The following is a 20,893-nucleotide window of genomic DNA, read 5'->3' as shown; positions in this document are numbered from 1 at the left end:
TATTCTTTCTTTTTTATATATTATACTATATTTTTAAAATGAAAAAAGCAGAAACAGCTCTTAGCCGTTTCTGCTTTTTCTATTATATATTAAAAGAACTTTAATTTACCTTTTTTAAGAACTAATAAAGGTCCACCTAATAAGAATAGGTAACGGTTATCGATAACTTTCTTCATGAAGGAAGCTTTCCAACCTGTTAACTTTTTGCCCATAACAACGCCCATTGCATCGTCATGACCTAAAGAACATACAGATCCTTTATTGTCGAATGCGAATTTTTTCATTTCGCCTTTACCACGAACTAACACAGTTAAGTTGTGTGCAATGTTGTAACCTTCTTGAATTGCGATTTGTGCCGTTGGTGGGTATGGACGATTAATTTCTTCGTTAATGATTAACGCTGCGTCACCAACCATAAATACATCTTCGTATCCTGGAGCGTGCATGTACTCATCAACTTTTACACGTCCGCGCATTGCTTCAAAGCCAGACTCTTCTACAATACCGTTACCACGAACACCCGCAGCCCAAACTACTGTTTCAGACTTAATTAATTCAGTATCATCGCCGTTTGCAACGATAATACCTTCTTCAGTTGCTTCTTTAATTGCTGTACCGATGCGGAATTCTACACCTTTTTTCTCAAGTTGTTTTACAGCGTATTCTACTAATGCCGGATCGAAACCTGGAAGTGCTGTTGGAGCAGCTTCTACACAGATGATACGTGCTTTTTCACGTGGTACATTATACTCTTTGCAAAGTTCAGGAACACGGTTTGCAAGCTCACCTACGTACTCGATACCAGTAAATCCAGCACCACCAACAACGATTGTTACTAACTCATCGCGCTTTTCAGTTGCATATTTAGCGAAACTAGCTTCCATATGCTCACGAATTTCACGAGTTGCATTAATGTTAGCAATTGAGAATGCATGCTCTTTTAATCCTGTAATTCCGAATGTTTCTGATTCGAAACCAAGACCGATTACTAAGTAGTCATACTCTAGCTCGCCGTCTTTTAAGATGATGCGTTTTTCAGCAGCTTTAATTTCTACTACTGTGTCTTGTACAAAGTTCACTTTATTTGTATCAATAACGTCTTGAATATCTAGACAGATTTTTTCATCTTGTAATGTACCAGCTGCGCTCTCATGTAACCAAGTCGCTTGGTAGTGATAGCTGTTGTTGTTTACTAACGTAATTTCAGCTTCATTTACAGATAATGCTTTTTGCAGACGAACAGTCGTAATCATCCCGCCATAACCTGCACCTAAAACTACGATTTTTGGAGTCTTCACCAAATCACAACCCTTTTCTTTATATAATAGTAATGAAAAATAATACCAAGTACTAAAAACTATATTTGTCAAGAATGTGGAATTTATCACATTCTATATCATAACAAAACGCAGTCAAAAAATCGTACGAATTTTGTCATAGAAATTTAACATAATACTTCCCTATATTAGTCGGTTTTATTCCAGAATTCAAGCGTCTGGAGAATTATCAATATTTTAAAATAACATAGCGTTTTCAAGGGTTTTTCAGCCTTTTTTTCATGTATTTTCCTTTCACCATATTTTATACAATTAAAAAAGCATCTATGCGAAAACTTACACACAATTCAGTCGTTTTCAGAAGTATTATGAACTCAAATATGCTATCATTTATTTGAAAGTGTCATCATTTGCAGGATTTTCGTGTACATATGAACAATATATGAAATCAATATCAAAATTCCATCTATAGGGGGAATGAAAGTGGCAGAAAATCAAAAAGTTTACGACATAACAATTATTGGTGGTGGTCCAACAGGGCTGTTCACAGCATTTTATGGCGGTATGAGACAAGCAAGTGTAAAAATCATTGAAAGCTTACCTCAACTTGGAGGACAATTATCCGCACTCTACCCTGAAAAATACATTTATGATGTAGCTGGATTTCCAAAAGTGCGCGCACAAGAACTAGTTGATAACTTAAAAGAGCAAATGAAAAAATTTGATCCAACCGTTTGCTTAGAAGAAGCTGTTGATACGCTTGAGAAACAAGCTGACGGTATATTTAAACTTGTTACGAATAAGCAAACTCACTATTCTAAATCAGTTATTATTACTGCTGGCAATGGTGCTTTCCAACCACGCCGCTTAGAATTAGAAGATACAGCAAAGTATGAAAAGAAAAACTTACATTATTTCGTTGATGATATGAATAAATTTGCTGGTAAGCGCGTCGTAGTATTTGGCGGCGGCGACTCAGCTGTCGATTGGACAATGATGTTAGAGCCGATCGCTGAAAAAGTTACAATCGTTCATCGCCGTGATAAGTTCCGTGCACATGAACATAGCGTAGAAAGCTTAATGAATTCTCGTGCAGAAGTAAGCACACCGTACATACCAGTAGAACTCATTGGTGATGACAACATTGAACAAGTCGTTCTTCAGCATGTAAAAACAGAAGAAAAAATTATCATCGATGTGGATGATGTCATCGTAAACTACGGCTTCGTTTCCTCTCTTGGCCCAATCAAAAACTGGGGCTTAGATATACAAAAAAACAGCATTCTTGTGAACTCGAAAATGGAAACAAATATTCCTGGCATATATGCTGCTGGTGACATTTGTACATATGAAGGAAAAGTAAAACTCATTGCTTGCGGCTTCGGTGAAGCACCAACAGCAGTAAACAATGCAAAAGCTTACTTCGATCCAAACGCAAAACTTCAACCGATGCACAGCTCTAGTATGTTTTAATATAGAAATGAAAAGAACTCCTTTTACGTAAAAGGAGTTCTTTTGTTATTGTGCTACCGTATCCTTCCAAAATATGTTACAATGAATAAGAACAAACGTTCTATTTGATAAGGGGGATATTTTAAAATGAAAGAACCTATTATAGTAAAAAAAGAAGCTTTCCAAGCAATCGGCGTTTCGATTACGACGACAAATGAAATAGAGGCATCTACTGAAGGAAAAATCCCACAACTTTGGAACCGCTACTTCCAAGAACAAATGATGCATCACATCCCAAATCAACAAACGAAAGAAACATTCGCTTTCTACTCAAATTACGAATCAGATGAAACTGGTACATATCAATTTACAATCGGTATGCCCGTTTCTTCATTAGAAGACGTTCCTGAAAATATGACAATTTTAACAATACCTGCCGCTACGTATGCGGTATTTACAACGAGAAAGGGACCAGTTGCTGAAGTCGTTTGTGAGGCTTGGGAATATATTTGGAAATGGTCAAAAGAAAACAAACGTGCTTTTACAACAGACTTTGAGCTTTATGATGAAAAAGCAACAGATCCAAACAACGTACAATTGGATATTTATATTGCATTAGCCTGAACGACAAAAAAGAAGATACCATTTGGTATCTTCTTTTTTGTCGTTAAATAGCCACTGTGCAAACCCAACATTATTGTCTACAATGAGAAAGTGCAGTATAGAAATATTAGAAACTGTATAAAGTGATTGTTAACAGGTTTTTCAGTTTAAATTTGTCACATAGAAAGGAAGCAATATGGAGGAACTACAACAAAATAAATCTGCTTTAAAAGAAAATGCGAAACCGTTATTAAAAAATACGAATTTCCTTTTTCTTTGGGCAGCTACTCTTTTTTCAAGTTTTGCTTTAGCCTTTTTTACTTTTTCACAAACGTGGTACATAGCAAAAACATTAAACCTTGAGGCTTCACTCGGTGTTGTTTTCGTAGCTCTTAGTGTTCCAAGGCTTATTTTTATGATTATCGGCGGTGCTGTAGCTGATAAATTCCCGAAAAAAAACATTATGTTTTATTCTAATATTATTCGTGCTATTCTCGTCGCAACCATCCTTACATGGTTCATCGTAGGTGATGTAACACTATATACATTTGCTTTATTCGCTTTATTCTTCGGGCTTGCTGATGCTTTTTTCTGGTCAGCTGATGGATCTATCTTGCCTGAACTTGTAGAAAAAAGCCGTTTAACACAAGCAAACTCACTTACACAAATGTCAAATCAAGCATCGGTCATCCTAGGCCCTGTACTTGGCGGAATTCTTATTAAATTTACGAACTATGAAACGATCTTTTCGATCACGATTTTATTACTAATCGTCGCAGCCATACTCGTTCAAAAAATACAATTTACGATGCCAGAACAGCAAAATACAGACAAAGGCATGTTCACTTCTATTAAAGAAGGAATCTTATATGTAAAGGAATCACCATTCCTTTCAACCTTCCTTATTTGTAGTGCCTTTTTAAACTTATTTTTAATCGGCCCGATGCAAGTCGGTTTCCCGCTTTTCGTTAAAAATGTTCTGCACGGTGACTCGCTTCAGTTTAGTTACTTAGAAGCATCTGTAGGGGGCGGAATGGCAATAGGCGCTGTCATTGTCGGTTTAAAAAATATTAATCGTAGACGCGGTCTATTTTGCATTATCATGATGCTACTGTCTGGTGTATTCTTCTTATCCATCAACTTTAGCACCGTACTTTGGCAAGCATTATTAGCTGGCATGTTTTACGGTATTACAATTGCAATGGCTATCGTTCCGCTTATGGCGATGATTCAATCGACAGTAAAAGAAGAAATGATGGGACGCGTAATGAGTCTACTTATGCTCTCATCAATGGGCTTTATCCCGCTTTCTTATGCATTCACATCAATCGCACTTGCAATAGGAATTCCAATCGTAACCGTTATGAAAAGCGGTGCAATCGCCGTTATCGTCTTCGTACTATTTGTAGCGATTCGTGTTCCAGTTGTAAGGAAGTTTGATTAACTACTTGGAGTCATGTATTATACGCATGGCTCTTTTTTAAACGGATTAAATAACGTTATCCCCTTACTCCTTCTCACAGCTGCTCCCCATTCTAATCCAACCTCTAAAAATAGATCCCGCACTGTACTATATAGAAGCGCCTTCACATTTTTACGGATTTCCCCGTATTTATACGCTCTCACAACACTCTTTACTCGCCAAATGAAGTTTCCATACACTTCTTCATCCGCTAATATTTGCTCCAGTAAAACACCTTGCTCTAGTAACCCGCTCTTTTTATATGCAAGTTCCACCTTACTCCAAAATATATTAATCTTCTTCGGATTACGCGTCATCGGCACAAGTGCGTATATAAAAGGCTTCGGTATATCGTGACGGCAATACGTCTCATCAAGCTCGTACGTTTCTTTTCTATTCTCTTTTATTTGTGGAATGTTTTTAAAAAGAATTGTTTCCCCTTCACTTTTTTGCTCATTTTTACTACAGCCATCTGCACGATCCTCACTTTCACATGCGGACAGTTTCATACGGTCATCCATGCGGTCAATTGCAGATGTAAGAAATACATATAAGTTCGCACTATATCCGCCGCGCTTATGTCTTTCTTTTGTCGCAACACGCTTTATAATTCCTAGTTCCTCTAATTTTGCAATTGAACGGCGTACTGTACGAATACTTTTTCCAACATTTGTAGCAATCGTCTCCATTAACGGACAAGCAACTCCCACTGTTTTCTGTTTCTCATTCACCGCATACTTCCCTAAAAAATAAATGATAGTTGTATCCGTTTTATTTAATTGAAATCGATAGCACTTCAAAATTTGTCTTTGATATGTATTAAACTCTTCTTTACTTCGAAATTCACTATATGGTTTCATTAAATTATATAAGCTTCCCATTTTTATCACCTCATTTATAGGTAAGAGTCAGGAAGCAAAATTGGCGGGGTATTTTAAAATTTTTTGGAGGTGACAATATGATCGTAATTAGCGCTTGTTTAGGTGGCATCGCTTGTCGGTATGATGGAAATGACAATCTCGTTTCAAAAATAGAGGAGCTACTGCAACAAGAAGATACAGTCCTCATTTGTCCTGAAGTATTAGGAGGATTACCAACGCCTCGTCCTTCAGCTGAAATTATTGGCGGGAATGGCGATGACGTTTTGGATGGAAAAGCAAAAGTGGTGACAAAAGACGGTGAAGATGTCACAGAAGCATTTGTAAATGGCGCTTATAAAGCTCTAGAACAAATGAAAGGTTTACATCCTGAATATATTATTTTGAAAGAACGTAGTCCATCTTGTGGTAGTTCTACGATTTACACTGGAGAATTTAACGGGAATAAGCAAACTGGTTACGGGGTAACAACTGCTTTATTCAAAAGACATGGATTTAAAGTCATTTCAGAAGAGGATTTTGAGAATATAAAAAGGAATTGACCCTGTTCGTCAATTCCTTCTTCTGTCTTATTTCACACTTAATTTTTCTTTCACTTTCGCAGGAAGCTCATCTTTCTTTACTTCTTCCCAAGCTGATACACCTTTTTTATCTGAATGATATACACGTAGGAATGCATCTTTACGTAAGTTTTTTTGTGCAGTAAATTCTAATTCTTTCTCTTTACCGTCTTTATCAAAGCCAGTTAGCTTATATTCATAATCTTTAAATTTTTGACCATTATCAGCTTTACTATGAACTTCTTTTCCATCTACTGTAATTTGAACGTAGTACTCATCTTTACCCATACGGTTAATATCACAACCAACTAACAGACTTGCGAATACAACTAAAATACTAAACAGTGCAATGTATCTTTTCATTTCCTTCACCTCATATATTTTTTCTTATATTCTTATCTTAAAGCCCAGAGCTTAAAGAAGAAATTCAAAAACATGACATGAACATTACACTTTTGTAAGATAATAATTATTTCTTCACTCTAGAAACCGTCATCCCGTCACCAATTGGAATAAGTACAGATTCTAACCTCGGATGATTGGCTACTACTTCATTAAACTTCTTCATAACTTCTGTATAACGTTTTGATTTCACACTTTCACCCACTACACTACCGCCAGCTAAAACATTATCTGTAACAATTACAGCACCTGGTTTAGCAAGCTCAATACAATACGTTAAATAATTTTCATAATTCTCCTTATCGGCATCGATAAAGAAGAAATCAAATCGCTTATTACCTGCAGCTAATTTTTCAAGACTTTGTAAGGCAGCACCAGTCATATACGACACTTGTTTTCCAAATCCCGCTTTATGTAGATTATGATGTGCTATCTCTGCATATTTCTCTTCTAATTCAAGAGAAGTTAACATGCCTTCTTCTCCAAAACCTTTCGCAAGACAAATTCCGCTATACCCACCTAATGCACCTATTTCTAAAATATCTTTCGCTCCAGAAATGGAAACTAACATCGTTAAAAGTTTACCCGAAGAAGGCGATACCGATATCGGCGGCATTTCGTTTTCTTTTATGGAAACAATCACTTCATCCAAAAGGACATCTTGGCCACAAAACACTGAATCGATATAACGATTAATTTGTTTCATCAGATGCAGTCCCTTGCTCTAGATTTTCCTTCTCATCTAACATAGGCGCTTCTTCTGTTTCACTCTCATGTATTTCAAATAGTTGTGTAAATTCATTAATAACCATATCAATTGCCTTTAATTCCCCGATTAAAATTTGCTGAATAGACTGGAATTCCGGCTCACTTAACTGTTGTTTAATTGTCGCTCGTTTCAAATTCATCATTTCTAAAAAGGCAATCGCTCTCCCGCGGCGAAATGTTTTCGGTCCGCGATGATGCGATCCGTCTCTCCCTTTATGACGCTCACCACGGTGGTGTCCTTCTTTCATGAACTTATCTTTTCTCATTTCAAATCCCCCTTTGTATACAAATGTATACATTTATTTCGTTAATCAAAAGTGTATACGTTTGTATACAAAATGTCAAAACAAAAGAAAAACCGCTACTTAAAAAGGAATCATTTAACTCCTTTCTAAGTAGCGGTTTCGTTTTCAATATGTGAAAAGGGATTTCTAAATGATGAATTGAATATATATTTATTGTTTTCTAGTTTTCGAGAGGTGAAATAATATGAATCCTATTTTATTAGATGTTCCGTTACAAATAGAAACAGACAGACTCATTCTTCGGGCACCACTTCAAGCTGGTGAAGGGAATATAGTACACGAAGCTATTAAAGATTCAATTAGTGAATTAAAGCAGTGGTTGCTTTTATTCCAGTCAATTCCTACTGTTGAAGAAACGGAAATTCTCCTGAGAAATGCGCATATAGATTTTTTGAAAAGAGAAAGCTTTCGCTATCTTATCTACCATAAGGAGACGAATGATTTTATTGGAACTGCTAGCCTTCACGAAATTGATTGGAAGGTTTCTAAATGTGAAATTGGATACTGGATTAACACGCAATTTAGTGGAAATGGATATATGACAGAAGTAGTAAGTGCGTTAACAAACTTTGGATTTCAGTTATTCAAATTTAGAAGGATTGAAATACGATGTGAATCTAACAATACGAAAAGTCGTGCGATCCCTGAAAAATTAGGCTTTGAGCTTGAAGGGATATTACGTAATGAAGATTTTTCAGCTGACGGCAAACAACTCACTACTACCTGCATATATGCAAAGATAAATTAGTTTAAGATTTTAAAACTCGTTGTACAAATATCTTAAGGCTGGTTTCTAAATTTAGAAGGTAGCTTTTTGATTTTTCACGGCAAAAGAAAAGACCTCCTTAACGATTATTCCATCGCTAAAAAGGTCTTTTTCTATTTCGGCTAAAAATTTAGCACTCTTCTGGCTTACCAGCATTCGATGCTGTACGGAAAGATGATCCACATCCGCATGATGCGATTGCGTTTGGATTGTCGATTGTGAATCCACCGCCAAGCATAGATTGTTTATAATCAATTTTTACTCCTTTAACAATCGGAGCACTTTCTGTATCGATAACAAATTCAACACCGAAAAACTCAAGAACTGTGTCGTCTTCTTTTGGTTCTACTTCAAATCCTAACCCGTAAGAAAGGCCAGTACATCCGCCGCCATGTACAGCAAGGCGCACGTACTTCTCTCCATCTTCAGCATCTTTTAACATATCTTTAATTTGAAAAGCTGCTTGTTCTGTTACTTCAATCATGAAATACACCATCCTTTCTGTTCTCATTCTATTATACATCTTTACGCTTCTATCTTGTACTCATACACTCCGCGGCAAATTACTTCTGCTGGTCCTTTCATTAACACATTGCCTTCTTCTGTCCATGCAATCATTAAATCGCCGCCAGCTAAATGAACTGTAATTTCCTTACCATGTTCCATTTTCCCATTTAAAATAGAGGCTACAACTGCAGCACACGCCCCTGTTCCGCAAGCTTGTGTTACACCAGATCCACGTTCCCAAACACGGAAGTTCATCTCTGCATCATTCAAAATTTCGACGAATTCAACATTTACTCGCTCTGGGAACATTTCATGTGTCTCCAGGACTGGACCAAGTGTTGTAAGAGGTGCTTGCTCTACATCATCAACAAAAATAACCGCATGCGGATTCCCCATTGAAACAGCTGTAAATGCATAACGATGATTATTGTATAAGAAGTTTTCACGAATAAATGGTGTTTCACCTTCACCAAGCATCGGTATTTCTGCACGTGTTAAACGCGGTGCTCCCATATCGATTTTCGCTAATGTAACTTTCCCTTCTTCTACCGTTACTTCCGCTGTTACAATACCAGCTAACGTTTCAATTTTGAAAACTGTTTCTTCTACTAGTTTATGCTCATACGCATATTTCGCTACGCAGCGTAAACCGTTACCACAGCTCTTTCCTTCTGAACCATCATTATTAAACATGCGCATTTTCACCGGAGCTACGTCAGATGGACAAATTAAAATCATTCCATCTGCTCCAATACCAGTATTAATATTTGAAACCTTTTCCGCCACAAGAACTAAATCTTCTTCAGGAATTTGTTCTTCAAACATATTTACATATATATAACTATTGCCAAGACCATGCATTTTTGTAAAAGAAAATTGGCTCATTTGTATTCACTCCAAAAATAGTTTGTTATTTTAAGTATAAAATGCACGCTTTTAGAACACAATATGAATGTCCCCCGTTTCTCATATTTGACAACATTTGGCGATGAGCCATTCTTGCACAAATTGTGTAAGAAAAAAGCCCTTCTACAAGGGCCTTTTTTATTTACATACAATATTATCCTCCCCCGCGAAAGAAGATTTTATCTAATAGAAAAAGGTGCTGCTGATTGCAACACCTTAAAACATTGGATTTTCATCCAAATACTCATATACATTATGGACAAGTTCTTCTACTGTAGCACCTTGTACGACTTCACCATTTACAAGTGCAAACGGCCCTTCAAAACAAATACCACAATATCCTAAACAACCATATTCCATTACATCTAAATTCGGATCTTTTTCTAATTTCTCTAAAGCTGCTTGTGAACCACTCGCAAGGTTACCTACACAAAATTCAATTAATGGTTTAATCAAAATTCTCCCCCCTGTACTACAAAACAAATTACCTTCTGACTATCTATAAGAAGAAAACTAAGCTGTCTCTTGTTGTTTTCGTTATACATTCTAAACTATTTAGTTACTTCACTATTTCACTTCAAAGTAGATGGACTTATTTTATATAACATGATGCTCGCAATGAAATAGTAATTAAAAAGGAAAAACAGTTTACTTTACTTTTCTTCTTATTGTACAACAGAGTATTCATTCATGCATTGTTATTTGTTCACAAATTCGATATAATTTGATTGAGTAAAGTCAAAATATTTTATTAATATAAAATTGTATGATTAGGGGATATTTCAACAGAAAAGGGGTAATCCATCATGAAACACCTCGTAATACTAGGTGGCGGCTACGGTGGAATGAGAATTCTGCAGCGGCTACTTCCAAGCAACCAACTTCCAGATGATGTACAAGTGACATTAATCGACAAAGTACCATACCATTGCTTCAAAACTGAATATTATGCATTAGTTGCGGGTACTATTTCAGAAACACATATTCGTATACCGTTTCCCGAGCACCCACGCCTCAATATTCAATACGGCACAATAACAAATATTGATCTCGAAGAAAAAGCTGTTCATCTCGATGGCGGCGAAGCCATCCCATATGATGATTTAATTATCGGTCTTGGCTGTGAGGATAAATATCATAACGTTCCTGGGGCGAAGGAATATACACATAGCCTACAATCGATTGAACAAACACGTAAGACATATGAACAATTAAATAGTCTAGAACCAAACGCAACAGTAGCTGTCGTTGGTGCTGGATTAAGTGGCGTTGAAGTTGCAAGTGAACTTCGCGAAAGCCGTTCTGATTTAAAAATTCACTTATTTGATCGAAAAGATAGAATTCTATTCCCATATCCAGAGAAATTAAGTAGATACGTAGAAGAATGGTTCGTAAAACATAAGGTTACTATTATACGAAACTCTAACATTACAAAAGTAGAACCAAATATTGTGTACAACCACGATGAACCACTTGAATGTGATGCAATCGTCTGGACAGCTGGTATTCAAGCAAATGAAGTTGTTCGAAACCTTCCAGTTGAACAAGATGGTAGCGGACGGGTTGTTTTAACAAAATATCACAATATTCCAAATAACGAGCACGTGTATGTTGTAGGAGATTGCGCAGCACTTCCACACGCTCCATCTGCACAACTTGCTGAAGGTCAAGGAGAGCAAATTGTCCAAATATTATTAAAACGTTGGAATAATGAACCACTTCCTGACGAACTACCTGTAATTAAATTAAAAGGTGTTCTCGGCTCTCTTGGTAAGAAGCACGGCTTTGGTTTACTTGCAAACCAACCATTAATGGGACGTGTACCGAGATTATTAAAATCCGGTCTTCTTTGGATGTACAAGTATCATAAAGGTTAATACTTTACAGACTGTCTACTAAATAGGCAGTCTCTTTTATGAGTTAAAATATAATTATCAGACACATCTTTCTCAATATGAATAATGATTTATTTTTCATTTTTATATTAAAAACTATTGATAAACAGTGTATGCTATTTATAAGTTGTTTTATTATTTCCTTTAAGACCGAAGTCATTCGGTCTTATTTTTTATGTTGTAAATACTTTTACAGGAGGTATTCCATTTCACTTATGAACTTAACGAAACTAAACGATCGAATAGAAGCGAAGAAGAAAGAATTGATCTATCTCGTTGAAAAGTACGGATTCACTCATGATAAAGTGATTTCTTTCAGCCAAGAATTAGATCGTTTACTTAACTTATTAATAGAACTCAAGACGAAGAAAAAACGTTGCTCTTTATAACCTTTATCCTCCCTTTTTTGATACGATAGAACTAGAATCAGAAAGGAGCCATCTATGTTTATATTAAAAGACGTTACATATAAAGATATACTACAAATTCCTTATTTACAGATTCAAAAAGAAAAAATCACATGTATTATCGGTGAGAGTGGGAGCGGAAAAAGTACATTGCTCCGCATGCTAAATGATTTGCAATCTCCAACATCCGGTACAATTAAATATAACGGAAAACTGATTTCTGATTATCCTCCTATTCAATTACGACGTGACGTAGTCATGCTTGGGCAAACGCCACCTATTTTTGATGGAACGATTAAAGACAATCTATTAATGGGACTTCGTTTTTCTGAAAAACCATTTCCAAATGACGATGCCTTGCGAAGCGCATTAACGACTGTTAGCTTAGAAAAAAATTTAGAAGACAACGCTGATTCATTATCAGGCGGAGAAAAACAACGACTTGCTTTTGCACGTATCGTACTTATGGATCCACCTGTTTATTTATTAGATGAACCAACCTCGGCACTAGATAGCGATACAGAACGCCGCGTTATGAAACAATTTACTATGCTAGCAAGAGAAAAGAAAAAAACAGTTATCTTCATTACACACTCACAACAACTTCCAGAAAAAATTGCAGACGATATTATTGAAATTAGTAAAACAAACGGTGCAACTAGAAAGGAAGTGCTCTCAATTGAAGGGCGTTATTGAACTCCAAATTTGGCAACTTGCCGCTGCATATATTTTTATTCTTATTTTAATTGGACTTGTAAAATTAAAAGGGATTCCGCGTGAAAAACAAATTGCGCTCGCAACATTCCGTATGACGATTCAGCTCGTACTTGTTGCATATGTCCTTACATACGTATTTGAAAATAGTAATCCATTTTATACAATTGCTCTTATTACTTCTATTACTACCTTTGCAATTTTTAATATTTATAAACGGGTTAACATCCCGATGTCTAAAGAATTAAAACGAGTAGCCGCGCTTTCCATGGTTGCCGGATCAATTGGGCCACTTCTACTATTTATCTTTGTTATTATCGGTCATGATCCTTGGTATGCGCCGCAATATATCGTTCCGATTACGGGAATGTTAGTTGGGAATGCGATGACAGGTGTTTCTCTCGGTGCAAATACGTTCTTAAATAATATGAAATCGCAAAGAGGTCAAATTGAAGGCTCACTTATGCTTGGCGCAACACCGAAAGAAGCCGCTGCGCCGCTCATACGAGACGCTTTTGACTCTGCTATTTTACCAACAATCAATTCTATGGTCGGAATGGGGATTATAAGCTTACCAGGCATGATGACTGGTCAAATCTTATCTGGTGTATCACCATTTACAGCCATTCAATATCAAATCGCCATTATACTTGGTATTTCAGGAAGCACTGCCTTTGCTGTTATTATCTTCTTACAGCTTGGATATAAAACATTCTTTAATAAGCGGTGTCAGTTGAAAGAGATTGACTATGGCGTGAAATGAATCGTACCTCTCGCTTGGTAAATGATGCACCGTTCTCGGTGAGTGAAATTATATCGACGATTTTTCGAATATATCTATCATAACTCAAAATATATCAACGATTTTTGAAATATATCGGCGATTCGACAAGGAATATCGACTTACCGACAAAAAATGACATAATAAAAAGAGGAGGCCTATTCGCCTCCTCTTTTACTTACGCCTTCTTCACGAATTGTGATTTTAACTTCATTGCTCCGAAACCGTCGATTTTGCAATCGATATCGTGATCGCCATCAACTAGACGGATACTCTTTACTTTCGTACCGATCTTCACAACTGAAGAAGTTCCTTTTACCTTTAAATCTTTAATAACAGTAACAGCATCGCCGTCTTGAAGAACGTTTCCGTTCGCATCTTTTACAACTTTTGCACCATCATTATTTTCAGCTTCTGCTTCTTGGCCCCACTCATGAGCACATTCTGGACATACGAAAAGAACGCCATCCTCATACGTATATTCTGAATTACATTTTGGACAATTTGGTAAAGTAGCCATAAATTCATTTCCTCCGTTCATTATTTATACGTAAAAATCAAAATTGATGTTTACATCTCGATAAATAAAATTTGTATAGCATTTCTTTATAGTGCCATAGTCTTACGTTATTGACAAGCCTACCTCAAATTCTCATTTTTTATTGTATTTTACAAAATTTCAATTCATATACCGTTTCCAATGAAAAAAGAAGAACCCTCACAAGATTCTTCTTTTCAAAATGAACGAGTTCTCAATAGAAACTCCAACTATTTTCTTCAATGTAAAATTGATACTCTTCTAACTCTTCTTCACTTAACTTCTTATTATTTTCATATACTTCTTGCCATTCAAAATAGTCTTCACTAAAATAAACAGCAAATTTAATTTTCACGTTTTTCTTCTCTGTATAATCATAACCAGTAAACTCTATTACGTCATAATCTTTTTCTTTCTTCACAAACTTCCAAGTTGGATTATCCGTCATAATCTCTAAAGTAACACCTTCACTACTTGAACGAACGACATTTTTAATATTCGGCTCAGTTGGTAAAAGGGAAAGTCCAAACATAGCTCCACCAAATACTATCGTCACTATAACTTGTAAACCAATCATGCTAGCAAAACTAGCGCCACCCTTTGATTGTAAGTAATATGCCTTCTCATGATCAGGCATATTTTCTCCCTTATGTAATACACGAACAGCATGCTTATAATATAAACGGTTTCCTTGCCATCCAGTGAATATCATCATTCCTAATTGAAAAACTAGACCAATTGATAAAAAAATCCCATCTGGAATGTCTATAAAAAGGGGGATAAGTATACTAGGTATCGCCAATAAAGTAAGTATAATAAATAACTTATACATTTTACGATAAGCTAACCAAAAAGTCGGGAAGAAAAAGGCTACCCAATTCCACGTATTTCCTTGCGCTGGATTTTCTACTTTTCCCCACTTAAAGTCATAATACGCCGTATTCTTTTGAACGACTGTATGTAACTGTTGCGGAGAAATTGTTTCTTGTAAAACAGTGTCCCTCACGTACATCATCCTTTTCTCATTTCTACATACGTGTATTTTATAGAAATAAAAAGAAGGAATCTAACAAAAAGTACATATATTTCATAAAAATGAACGAAAATCGAATCTATTCCGACAATTACCTGTTTATTATTCCATTTTACTTTTAAATATATTAGAATACTTATGAATGATATGTTTAATACACTAAGTTAATTATTTTGTATATTTGATAATAAAATGTTTCACATGAAACTATCTATATTTCGTATTACCTTTCCTCTACACAGTACATGTAAATCCATTTCTACAAAATACGAAAGACGCCCTTTTCAAAAGACGTCTTTTTACAGTTGAAAATTTACTAATATAAAAAATGCATTATTTAATAAATGAATCCCCCATGGGACGAGTAAGTTATTTGTTTTCTTATACGTATAGGCTAAACATATACCGCCACCAAAAATATATAAAACACTCCCTACTGTAAGTGGATGTCCTAAAGTAAATATAAAAGCACTTATAACAATACTAGTAAGTGTAGAAAAGCGCTGAGATAATTTTGTGAAAAACATCCCCCGAAATAAAAGTTCTTCCCAAATCGGTGCAAAAGTGGTGAGTACAACTATGTATAAAATGATTTCACTTTTAGTAGGCTCTATTACTATATTAGATTCATTCACCCCAAGCCCATGTGGTAAAACTAAATTTAATACTGCAAGATATATAAGCAGTACGATCATCGTCATTACTATCGTTACATAATGCTTAAAATTATTGAACTGTATTGTTTTTAATAAATGTACACAGTAATTTCTCGCTGGTGAATATATTAAGATAATAGTAAGAAATGTTAAAGGCGGAATAAGATGATCTACATACCATGGATATAAGGAAGAGTCATAAACAAGGTTCAAAAAACCCACTCCATACATTACCCCAAAAATAATTATTATCATACTAATTACTTCGCGCATACTCATTACTACATACTTTTCTTCATAAGTAGCTAATTCTGTATTCATCCTATCCCCTCCAGTATAATTAAACCTTTTAAACCATTATATACCAATTTCAATTAAAGAACAGACGATACAATCTACTGTATCGTCTGTTTTTCCCTACCATTTCTCTCTACATGTTTCAATTAAATGCAGTAAGTACTTCCTCGTCATATCTGCCCTTCTCCACCTTGAGAGCATTCGCTTTTCTTTTGGATTCTGCCGTATTCTCGCTACTTCTTTTAATAAAAGCTCCCATTCTTCCCCTGAACGTTCTAACAAGTATTGCAATCCACTATCTTTTGAAACGATTGTTTTATGATCTAGTGTATATAAAATACGGCCCATCGTAACGACAGCTGATTCTACCCACTCTTCTATGAAAAATAAATACAGCTGCTTCGCTTTTTCACTCCAGTACTGTTCTACGTTGTATTTCATCGTATTGACTACATCGTCCCACCCTATTTGAAACGGAAGATCTTCCGCTTCTTTCCCGGTAACTGTAATACCTTGATTTTTCAATGTCCACCATGTGACCGCATTAATATCCCAATGACCTATATTCGCTTTACCATCTGCACAATACACGTACTCATTCATTTCATCATTGTATTTCCCTAAATCAGCAAGCGGAATATACATACCGTCCATTCTTTTGCCTAACGTACTACCACTAAGTTTCTTATGTAATTCTACAAGTTGTTGTTTTTCAGCCTCATTCACGGAATCACTTATTACCGTAACAAAATCAACATCACTCGTTTCTACATGAAATGCACCAAGTGCGATAGACCCGTAAATATATACCCCGACTATTTTTTCATCCAAAAAAATTTCTTTTAACCCTACTATGTACTGCTCCATCAACTGCTCTACTTCTTTCGGTAACGCATGCTTTACTACATTCTCCACATCTATCCCTCCAATAAAAAAAGCCTTTGCAAATTCGCAAAGGCTTCCTGCTTTATAAATATTTCTCGATTTCTTCGTAAACATCCTTCAAACGAGGATTTCCTTCTCCAACAATTTCTCCATTTACAAGAACGACTGGATAAAATAAATCTTCCTCCACTACGCGCTCTGCGAATGCTTTCTTATCTTCATCTTCTTGTTCTTCTTGAAAATCAATATACTCGAAATTAAATTTATTTTCTTGTCCTTCATATTTACGACCAATCGCCGCTTGTAACCACTCAAACGTTTCTGTTGAAGATGGCATTCCAACGCAGCTCGCACAAATTACTTTCGTCCCATATACTTGCACATTAACCATTTCTTCTCCCCCACTTCTTGTTTCAACAGTATATTCAGATGTCTTATTACATAAGCACATCATTTTACAAACTTATTCCATACCCCTATACTGAAAAAACACGTTGTAAACATGATAAAAAATTTCGGCAATAAAACAAGAACAGAAAAAATAGATTTTCCCCTCTATCTTGATTATAATAAAACTGATGAAAGGAGTCGATAAAAATGGAAAACCCACATATGGAAGAACAAGTACTAGAAGTATTAGATAAATTACGTCCATTCTTACTTCGCGATGGCGGAGACGTTGAGTTAGTAGACATTGAAGAAGGTATCGTAAAATTACGCCTTATGGGTGCATGCGGAAGCTGCCCAAGTTCTACAATTACACTAAAAGCTGGTATCGAACGCGCATTACTTGAAGAAGTACCAGGCGTTATTGAAGTAGAACAAGTATTTTAATCTAAAAGCGGAAGCGGCTCGTTCAAAGTCACTTGCTAAAAGGAGACCAAATTTGGTCTCCTTTTTTATTCAAATATCACTCATGCGTTAACATCATAAAACAAAATTGGAAATCCTTCTCAAAAAGTGAGATAATTAATACTATAGAATCGTTCACACATATAAAAGTAAAAAACATAGGGGGACGACACATGCCAAAAATGGGGAACACTTTCTTAACAATTCAAGAACTAGAAAAGAAAAAAGAGTATTTATTAGACCTTTCATCCGTTATACCAACATGGAATGCGAGCTATCAATTTTTATTTAAAGAAATTCAGCAAGAATTATTGAGTAAAGTAAATGAAAAAATCGAAAAACATCAATTCATTTTAAATATATGTGCAGATCAACAGGTAGGGGCATAATGTATTACATACAATTGTGATATATAAAAAAGAGACCTCAATCGGTCTCTTTTTTATATTTTAAGATAGCCAATCTAATTTCCTAATCCCTAACTTATCGACTGGTAAACGAAGTGAGCCATAAAAGTGCTTCATAAATTGCTCAGAGCGGTTCACATCGTGTAAAATGGCTTCTAAGCGATCTCTATATATGCTTTTTTGTTCTTCGTTTCCAGTTTGGTAATATCTTTCGACTGTTTCAAAATAGTGAAGTGGGAACAGAAGCCTTGCAAATAATAGGCGCCAACCAAATGAGGATAGCGAATAATTTCGTTCGTAATCTGTAACAAATTGAACGATTGTTTGCTCCCAGTCTTTCTTTTTTTCTATCATCATATAGCGGATTAATTCTGCCATATCTCGAGTTGGGTGATCATACACCCAATCAAAAGGAAGTTTGAGACGCTTCGTTTGATGCCATAATAAAGGTGTGAATCGTTCTTGGCAAATTGTTGCTGCATCAGTCATTTGCGGCGTATCATCCATCTCTGTATCGACAACATACTGAATTGCATTTTCTGCAACTCCTAAGTAATACGGGAAGGATTCAATAAACAATTGATCGAATACGTCTGTAGGGTGGTTCATCACTTGTGATTGCCAAAACTTTTCTAATTGATCGAGCCTTTTTTCCCATAACGCTTTCCATTCGCCTATGCGGCTTAATTGCTCGATTTCTTCTGGAAAGAATGCACCTCTTTTATGGAATATAGAAAGCTCACTTCCTAATGATGTAGCATGTCGTTCTAACGCACGCATACCTTTTAATAAGCAGTAATTTTGTTCTTCTATCTCACTTACATAGTACCCGTGTATAGTCGGAACGAAAGTCGCTACAGTTATATCCCCTTGCTGGTTCATATAATCACTGAGCTTTTTCATCTCTACAAGTACTTCTTCCTCCATTTCTCCAATTGGAACAAGTACATAAATTTTGTTGCGAATCCAAAAGCTTTTATAGGGGCCAAGGGGGATTAATTCTTTAACATGCATATGATAATGCTCATAAATATGATGAATCATCGCAGTCGCCACCTATGGTTTTTCTTTATATATATGAGCTTGTGCTCGCCTTTCATTCCTATGCACATGATAAAGCAACGAAACGTATACAAATACTAAAAAGAAAAAAAGGTGATAAACATGAAAGAATCAAATCAACTACAAGAAAGAGCATTACAACTATTACAAGAACGTGGTGTAACAATTGACGATATTGCTGAGCTTGTTCATTTTCTTCAAAAAAAATATCATCCAAATTTAGAGATGTCAGAATGCCGTTATAACGTTGAGCGTGTATTATCAAAACGTGAAGTACAAAACGCACTGATTACTGGTATCGAACTCGATGTCCTTGCTGAAAAAGGAATGTTAAGTGAGCCTTTACAAGATATCGTAAAACGTGATGAAGGCTTATACGGAATTGATGAAGTGATCGCACTTTCTATCGTTAATGTGTACGGCTCTATTGGTTTCACGAACTTTGGATATATCGATAAATTAAAACCTGGTATTTTAGAATTCTTAAATGATAAATCATCTGGAAAGGTGCATACATTCCTTGATGATATCGTTGGCGGAATTGCTGCCGCTGCTTCAAGCCGTTTAGCGCATAGAGCTGAGCATTCGGAATAAAATATGAAAGACCGTCAGTTTCATACTGACGGTCTTTCATATTTCATGAGCATAAATTCTCTTCCGCGGCTCAAAAAAGTAGGTCCTTGTTGAAAACCTATGTTTTTATATAGCGTAATAGCCCTTGTATTAAATGTCGCTACACTAAGTCGAAACGTTTTCGGCTTATATTCTTTAACAGCAAAGGCTATCCCAGCTTGAAAAAACATTTTCCCCATCCCTTTCCCTGTTAACGCTGGCTTCATGCCAAGTCCGATATCAATTACATCTTCTCCACCATATAAATTTGCATCTCTTCCACCTGGTACTTGTGCATTTTCCCCAAAACAAAAATAGCCGATAACCCCCCCATTATCGTTACAACAGCCATAATACGTTCCATCTAATAATTCTTCTATTACTTCTTTCTCACCTGAAAAATCATACAAATTATAAGGTTCTTCGTACGTCCACGTATTTATCTCATTTGCTTCTTCTACCGTTAACTTATGTATATCCATCCTTCTCTCCCCTAATCAAATATTCTATATATACTCATTCATTTTTCGCGCCTCATTTCCCTCTAATTGGAATATGCATAATTACATACGCACACTTATGAAACAAATGGTACAATTTATTTGAATCGCTGTTGCTACACTTCTTGATCAAAGAAAAGGCGTTAAAACGGATATTAGCGCCTTATCAAACTCAAGCAATTGGCACATTTTGTCATCATGAAAGACACTTGAAAGAGTGTCTTTTTTTTATACCTCACAAGGACTTACTCATTTCAAAGTATAAATACATAAAATAATGTAACTCTTTACACACATGAATCTTTTTCTAAAAGTTGTGAAGTAGACTCAAAATAAAAAAGCACTCTTGGCTAGAGTGCTTTTTACTT

Annotated in this window: 27 protein-coding genes; 12 read left to right on the top strand and 15 right to left on the bottom strand. The window is 35.8% G+C overall.

The genetic code is table 11. The annotated features are described in order from the left end of the window. Positions 1 to 89: 89 nt before the first annotated feature. Positions 90 to 1,298 (bottom strand): NAD(P)/FAD-dependent oxidoreductase, encoded by a 1,209-nt coding sequence (locus QEP67_RS02605; protein ID WP_000856605.1) that lies wholly within the window; start codon positions 1,296 to 1,298, stop codon positions 90 to 92. A gap of 462 nt (positions 1,299 to 1,760) precedes the next feature. Here QEP67_RS02605 and QEP67_RS02600 point away from each other — a divergent pair, with 462 nt between their 5' ends. From QEP67_RS02600 to QEP67_RS02590, 3 genes are all read left to right on the top strand, one after another. After that, entirely contained in the window at positions 1,761 to 2,750 is a 990-nt protein-coding gene (locus tag QEP67_RS02600; RefSeq protein WP_000829777.1) for an NAD(P)/FAD-dependent oxidoreductase, read from the top strand. A 126-nt stretch (positions 2,751 to 2,876) separates the two neighbouring features. After that, positions 2,877 to 3,353 carry a GyrI-like domain-containing protein gene (locus tag QEP67_RS02595; protein WP_000662566.1) on the top strand — a complete coding sequence of 159 codons (477 nt, stop codon included), beginning with the start codon at positions 2,877 to 2,879 and terminating at the stop codon, positions 3,351 to 3,353. 175 nt (positions 3,354 to 3,528) lie between these two features. After that, complete coding sequence (locus tag QEP67_RS02590) at positions 3,529 to 4,776, top strand: MFS transporter (RefSeq protein ID WP_046959971.1); 1,248 nt, start codon at positions 3,529 to 3,531, stop codon at positions 4,774 to 4,776. A gap of 17 nt (positions 4,777 to 4,793) precedes the next feature. On the opposite strand, the gene QEP67_RS02585 is transcribed toward QEP67_RS02590, so the two are convergent. Then, positions 4,794 to 5,675 (bottom strand): helix-turn-helix domain-containing protein, encoded by an 882-nt coding sequence (locus tag QEP67_RS02585; protein ID WP_000535283.1) that lies wholly within the window; start codon positions 5,673 to 5,675, stop codon positions 4,794 to 4,796. Between the two features lie 77 nt (positions 5,676 to 5,752). On the opposite strand from QEP67_RS02585, the gene QEP67_RS02580 reads away from it, so the two are divergent. Continuing rightward, on the top strand, positions 5,753 to 6,214 hold the full coding sequence (locus tag QEP67_RS02580; RefSeq protein WP_048566611.1) for a DUF523 domain-containing protein: 462 nt from the start codon (positions 5,753 to 5,755) through the stop codon (positions 6,212 to 6,214). 27 nt (positions 6,215 to 6,241) lie between these two features. Here QEP67_RS02580 and QEP67_RS02575 read toward each other — a convergent pair whose 3' ends face one another. The 3 genes from QEP67_RS02575 to QEP67_RS02565 all read right to left on the bottom strand — a co-directional run bounded on the left by QEP67_RS02575 (position 6,242) and on the right by QEP67_RS02565 (position 7,668). Beyond that, positions 6,242 to 6,595 carry a YxeA family protein gene (locus QEP67_RS02575; RefSeq protein WP_000833130.1) on the bottom strand — a complete coding sequence of 118 codons (354 nt, stop codon included), beginning with the start codon at positions 6,593 to 6,595 and terminating at the stop codon, positions 6,242 to 6,244. A gap of 106 nt (positions 6,596 to 6,701) precedes the next feature. Continuing rightward, complete coding sequence (locus QEP67_RS02570) at positions 6,702 to 7,340, bottom strand: O-methyltransferase (RefSeq protein ID WP_000809687.1); 639 nt, start codon at positions 7,338 to 7,340, stop codon at positions 6,702 to 6,704. Next, a complete protein-coding gene (locus tag QEP67_RS02565; RefSeq protein WP_001224265.1) occupies positions 7,327 to 7,668 on the bottom strand; it encodes a hypothetical protein in 342 nt (113 codons plus the stop codon). Before QEP67_RS02565 ends, QEP67_RS02570 begins: the two co-directional genes overlap by 14 nt. Positions 7,669 to 7,891: 223 nt before the next feature. On the opposite strand from QEP67_RS02565, the gene QEP67_RS02560 reads away from it, so the two are divergent. Then, positions 7,892 to 8,455, top strand: coding sequence for a GNAT family N-acetyltransferase (locus QEP67_RS02560; protein ID WP_061673394.1), 564 nt, complete (start codon positions 7,892 to 7,894; stop codon positions 8,453 to 8,455). Between the two features lie 148 nt (positions 8,456 to 8,603). Here the strand turns inward: QEP67_RS02560 and QEP67_RS02555 are convergent, their stop codons facing one another. The 3 genes from QEP67_RS02555 to QEP67_RS02545 all read right to left on the bottom strand — a co-directional run bounded on the left by QEP67_RS02555 (position 8,604) and on the right by QEP67_RS02545 (position 10,342). Next, positions 8,604 to 8,957, bottom strand: a complete 354-nt coding sequence (locus tag QEP67_RS02555; protein WP_000573829.1) for an iron-sulfur cluster assembly accessory protein — start codon at positions 8,955 to 8,957, stop codon at positions 8,604 to 8,606. A gap of 41 nt (positions 8,958 to 8,998) precedes the next feature. After that, positions 8,999 to 9,865 carry a diaminopimelate epimerase gene (dapF, locus tag QEP67_RS02550; protein WP_000077406.1) on the bottom strand — a complete coding sequence of 289 codons (867 nt, stop codon included), beginning with the start codon at positions 9,863 to 9,865 and terminating at the stop codon, positions 8,999 to 9,001. A gap of 237 nt (positions 9,866 to 10,102) precedes the next feature. Beyond that, positions 10,103 to 10,342 carry a YuzB family protein gene (locus tag QEP67_RS02545; protein WP_000595024.1) on the bottom strand — a complete coding sequence of 80 codons (240 nt, stop codon included), beginning with the start codon at positions 10,340 to 10,342 and terminating at the stop codon, positions 10,103 to 10,105. Positions 10,343 to 10,692: 350 nt separating this feature from the next. On the opposite strand from QEP67_RS02545, the gene QEP67_RS02540 reads away from it, so the two are divergent. The 4 genes from QEP67_RS02540 (at position 10,693) to fetB (ending at position 13,665) form a co-directional block, all read left to right on the top strand. Beyond that, a complete protein-coding gene (locus QEP67_RS02540; RefSeq protein WP_000682062.1) occupies positions 10,693 to 11,763 on the top strand; it encodes an NAD(P)/FAD-dependent oxidoreductase in 1,071 nt (356 codons plus the stop codon). A 233-nt stretch (positions 11,764 to 11,996) separates the two neighbouring features. After that, positions 11,997 to 12,170 (top strand): aspartyl-phosphate phosphatase Spo0E family protein, encoded by a 174-nt coding sequence (locus tag QEP67_RS02535; protein WP_001054620.1) that lies wholly within the window; start codon positions 11,997 to 11,999, stop codon positions 12,168 to 12,170. A 54-nt stretch (positions 12,171 to 12,224) separates the two neighbouring features. Then, positions 12,225 to 12,884 (top strand): ABC transporter ATP-binding protein, encoded by a 660-nt coding sequence (locus QEP67_RS02530; RefSeq protein WP_048566612.1) that lies wholly within the window; start codon positions 12,225 to 12,227, stop codon positions 12,882 to 12,884. Next, complete coding sequence (gene fetB / locus QEP67_RS02525; RefSeq protein WP_000679268.1) at positions 12,868 to 13,665, top strand: iron export ABC transporter permease subunit FetB; 798 nt, start codon at positions 12,868 to 12,870, stop codon at positions 13,663 to 13,665. The genes QEP67_RS02530 and fetB overlap by 17 nt, the downstream gene beginning before the upstream one ends. A gap of 196 nt (positions 13,666 to 13,861) precedes the next feature. On the opposite strand, the gene phnA is transcribed toward fetB, so the two are convergent. The 5 genes from phnA to QEP67_RS02500 all read right to left on the bottom strand — a co-directional run bounded on the left by phnA (position 13,862) and on the right by QEP67_RS02500 (position 17,483). Continuing rightward, positions 13,862 to 14,203 (bottom strand): alkylphosphonate utilization operon protein PhnA, encoded by a 342-nt coding sequence (gene phnA / locus QEP67_RS02520; RefSeq protein ID WP_000212737.1) that lies wholly within the window; start codon positions 14,201 to 14,203, stop codon positions 13,862 to 13,864. A 232-nt stretch (positions 14,204 to 14,435) separates the two neighbouring features. Beyond that, positions 14,436 to 15,233 (bottom strand): DUF2628 domain-containing protein, encoded by a 798-nt coding sequence (locus tag QEP67_RS02515; RefSeq protein WP_151035615.1) that lies wholly within the window; start codon positions 15,231 to 15,233, stop codon positions 14,436 to 14,438. 320 nt (positions 15,234 to 15,553) lie between these two features. Then, positions 15,554 to 16,231 carry a type II CAAX endopeptidase family protein gene (locus QEP67_RS02510; protein ID WP_001091021.1) on the bottom strand — a complete coding sequence of 226 codons (678 nt, stop codon included), beginning with the start codon at positions 16,229 to 16,231 and terminating at the stop codon, positions 15,554 to 15,556. Positions 16,232 to 16,327: 96 nt separating this feature from the next. After that, on the bottom strand, positions 16,328 to 17,122 hold the full coding sequence (locus QEP67_RS02505; protein ID WP_002109019.1) for a nucleotidyltransferase domain-containing protein: 795 nt from the start codon (positions 17,120 to 17,122) through the stop codon (positions 16,328 to 16,330). Between the two features lie 52 nt (positions 17,123 to 17,174). Then, positions 17,175 to 17,483 (bottom strand): YuzD family protein, encoded by a 309-nt coding sequence (locus tag QEP67_RS02500; RefSeq protein ID WP_000248590.1) that lies wholly within the window; start codon positions 17,481 to 17,483, stop codon positions 17,175 to 17,177. Positions 17,484 to 17,689: 206 nt separating this feature from the next. On the opposite strand from QEP67_RS02500, the gene QEP67_RS02495 reads away from it, so the two are divergent. Further along, positions 17,690 to 17,926, top strand: a complete 237-nt coding sequence (locus QEP67_RS02495; protein ID WP_000431158.1) for a NifU family protein — start codon at positions 17,690 to 17,692, stop codon at positions 17,924 to 17,926. A 191-nt stretch (positions 17,927 to 18,117) separates the two neighbouring features. Continuing rightward, positions 18,118 to 18,333, top strand: a complete 216-nt coding sequence (locus tag QEP67_RS02490; protein ID WP_001125487.1) for a hypothetical protein — start codon at positions 18,118 to 18,120, stop codon at positions 18,331 to 18,333. Between the two features lie 60 nt (positions 18,334 to 18,393). Here the strand turns inward: QEP67_RS02490 and yutH are convergent, their stop codons facing one another. Continuing rightward, positions 18,394 to 19,395, bottom strand: coding sequence for a spore coat putative kinase YutH (yutH, locus tag QEP67_RS02485; RefSeq protein ID WP_000581274.1), 1,002 nt, complete (start codon positions 19,393 to 19,395; stop codon positions 18,394 to 18,396). A 120-nt stretch (positions 19,396 to 19,515) separates the two neighbouring features. Here yutH and QEP67_RS02480 point away from each other — a divergent pair, with 120 nt between their 5' ends. Beyond that, entirely contained in the window at positions 19,516 to 20,007 is a 492-nt protein-coding gene (locus tag QEP67_RS02480; RefSeq protein ID WP_000665100.1) for a phosphatidylglycerophosphatase A, read from the top strand. A 20-nt stretch (positions 20,008 to 20,027) separates the two neighbouring features. Here QEP67_RS02480 and QEP67_RS02475 read toward each other — a convergent pair whose 3' ends face one another. Then, positions 20,028 to 20,507, bottom strand: a complete 480-nt coding sequence (locus QEP67_RS02475) for a GNAT family protein (RefSeq protein WP_282895055.1) — start codon at positions 20,505 to 20,507, stop codon at positions 20,028 to 20,030. Positions 20,508 to 20,893 lie beyond the last annotated feature (386 nt).

Source organism: Bacillus cereus group sp. MS39 (assembly GCF_040448665.1).
In the GTDB taxonomy this organism is placed as follows: Bacteria; Bacillota; Bacilli; order Bacillales; family Bacillaceae_G; genus Bacillus_A; species Bacillus_A wiedmannii.
This window is presented reverse-complemented; position numbering and strand designations above follow the sequence as displayed.

Bases quoted from the DNA above. Each gene is read 5' to 3' on its own strand.
- QEP67_RS02595 (WP_000662566.1), top strand. From the start codon at position 2,877: ATGAAAGAACCTATTATAGTAAAAAAAGAAGCTTTCCAAGCAATCGGC.
- QEP67_RS02590 (WP_046959971.1), top strand. From the start codon at position 3,529: ATGGAGGAACTACAACAAAATAAATCTGCTTTAAAAGAAAATGCGAAA.
- QEP67_RS02585 (WP_000535283.1), bottom strand. From the start codon at position 5,675: ATGGGAAGCTTATATAATTTAATGAAACCATATAGTGAATTTCGAAGT.
- QEP67_RS02580 (WP_048566611.1), top strand. From the start codon at position 5,753: ATGATCGTAATTAGCGCTTGTTTAGGTGGCATCGCTTGTCGGTATGAT.
- QEP67_RS02575 (WP_000833130.1), bottom strand. From the start codon at position 6,595: ATGAAAAGATACATTGCACTGTTTAGTATTTTAGTTGTATTCGCAAGT.
- QEP67_RS02570 (WP_000809687.1), bottom strand. From the start codon at position 7,340: ATGAAACAAATTAATCGTTATATCGATTCAGTGTTTTGTGGCCAAGAT.
- QEP67_RS02565 (WP_001224265.1), bottom strand. From the start codon at position 7,668: ATGAGAAAAGATAAGTTCATGAAAGAAGGACACCACCGTGGTGAGCGT.
- QEP67_RS02560 (WP_061673394.1), top strand. From the start codon at position 7,892: ATGAATCCTATTTTATTAGATGTTCCGTTACAAATAGAAACAGACAGA.
- QEP67_RS02555 (WP_000573829.1), bottom strand. From the start codon at position 8,957: ATGATTGAAGTAACAGAACAAGCAGCTTTTCAAATTAAAGATATGTTA.
- dapF (WP_000077406.1), bottom strand. From the start codon at position 9,865: ATGAGCCAATTTTCTTTTACAAAAATGCATGGTCTTGGCAATAGTTAT.
- QEP67_RS02540 (WP_000682062.1), top strand. From the start codon at position 10,693: ATGAAACACCTCGTAATACTAGGTGGCGGCTACGGTGGAATGAGAATT.
- QEP67_RS02535 (WP_001054620.1), top strand. From the start codon at position 11,997: ATGAACTTAACGAAACTAAACGATCGAATAGAAGCGAAGAAGAAAGAA.
- QEP67_RS02530 (WP_048566612.1), top strand. From the start codon at position 12,225: ATGTTTATATTAAAAGACGTTACATATAAAGATATACTACAAATTCCT.
- phnA (WP_000212737.1), bottom strand. From the start codon at position 14,203: ATGGCTACTTTACCAAATTGTCCAAAATGTAATTCAGAATATACGTAT.
- QEP67_RS02515 (WP_151035615.1), bottom strand. From the start codon at position 15,233: ATGTACGTGAGGGACACTGTTTTACAAGAAACAATTTCTCCGCAACAG.
- QEP67_RS02510 (WP_001091021.1), bottom strand. From the start codon at position 16,231: ATGAATACAGAATTAGCTACTTATGAAGAAAAGTATGTAGTAATGAGT.
- QEP67_RS02500 (WP_000248590.1), bottom strand. From the start codon at position 17,483: ATGGTTAATGTGCAAGTATATGGGACGAAAGTAATTTGTGCGAGCTGC.
- QEP67_RS02495 (WP_000431158.1), top strand. From the start codon at position 17,690: ATGGAAAACCCACATATGGAAGAACAAGTACTAGAAGTATTAGATAAA.
- QEP67_RS02490 (WP_001125487.1), top strand. From the start codon at position 18,118: ATGCCAAAAATGGGGAACACTTTCTTAACAATTCAAGAACTAGAAAAG.
- yutH (WP_000581274.1), bottom strand. From the start codon at position 19,395: ATGATTCATCATATTTATGAGCATTATCATATGCATGTTAAAGAATTA.
- QEP67_RS02480 (WP_000665100.1), top strand. From the start codon at position 19,516: ATGAAAGAATCAAATCAACTACAAGAAAGAGCATTACAACTATTACAA.
- QEP67_RS02475 (WP_282895055.1), bottom strand. From the start codon at position 20,507: ATGGATATACATAAGTTAACGGTAGAAGAAGCAAATGAGATAAATACG.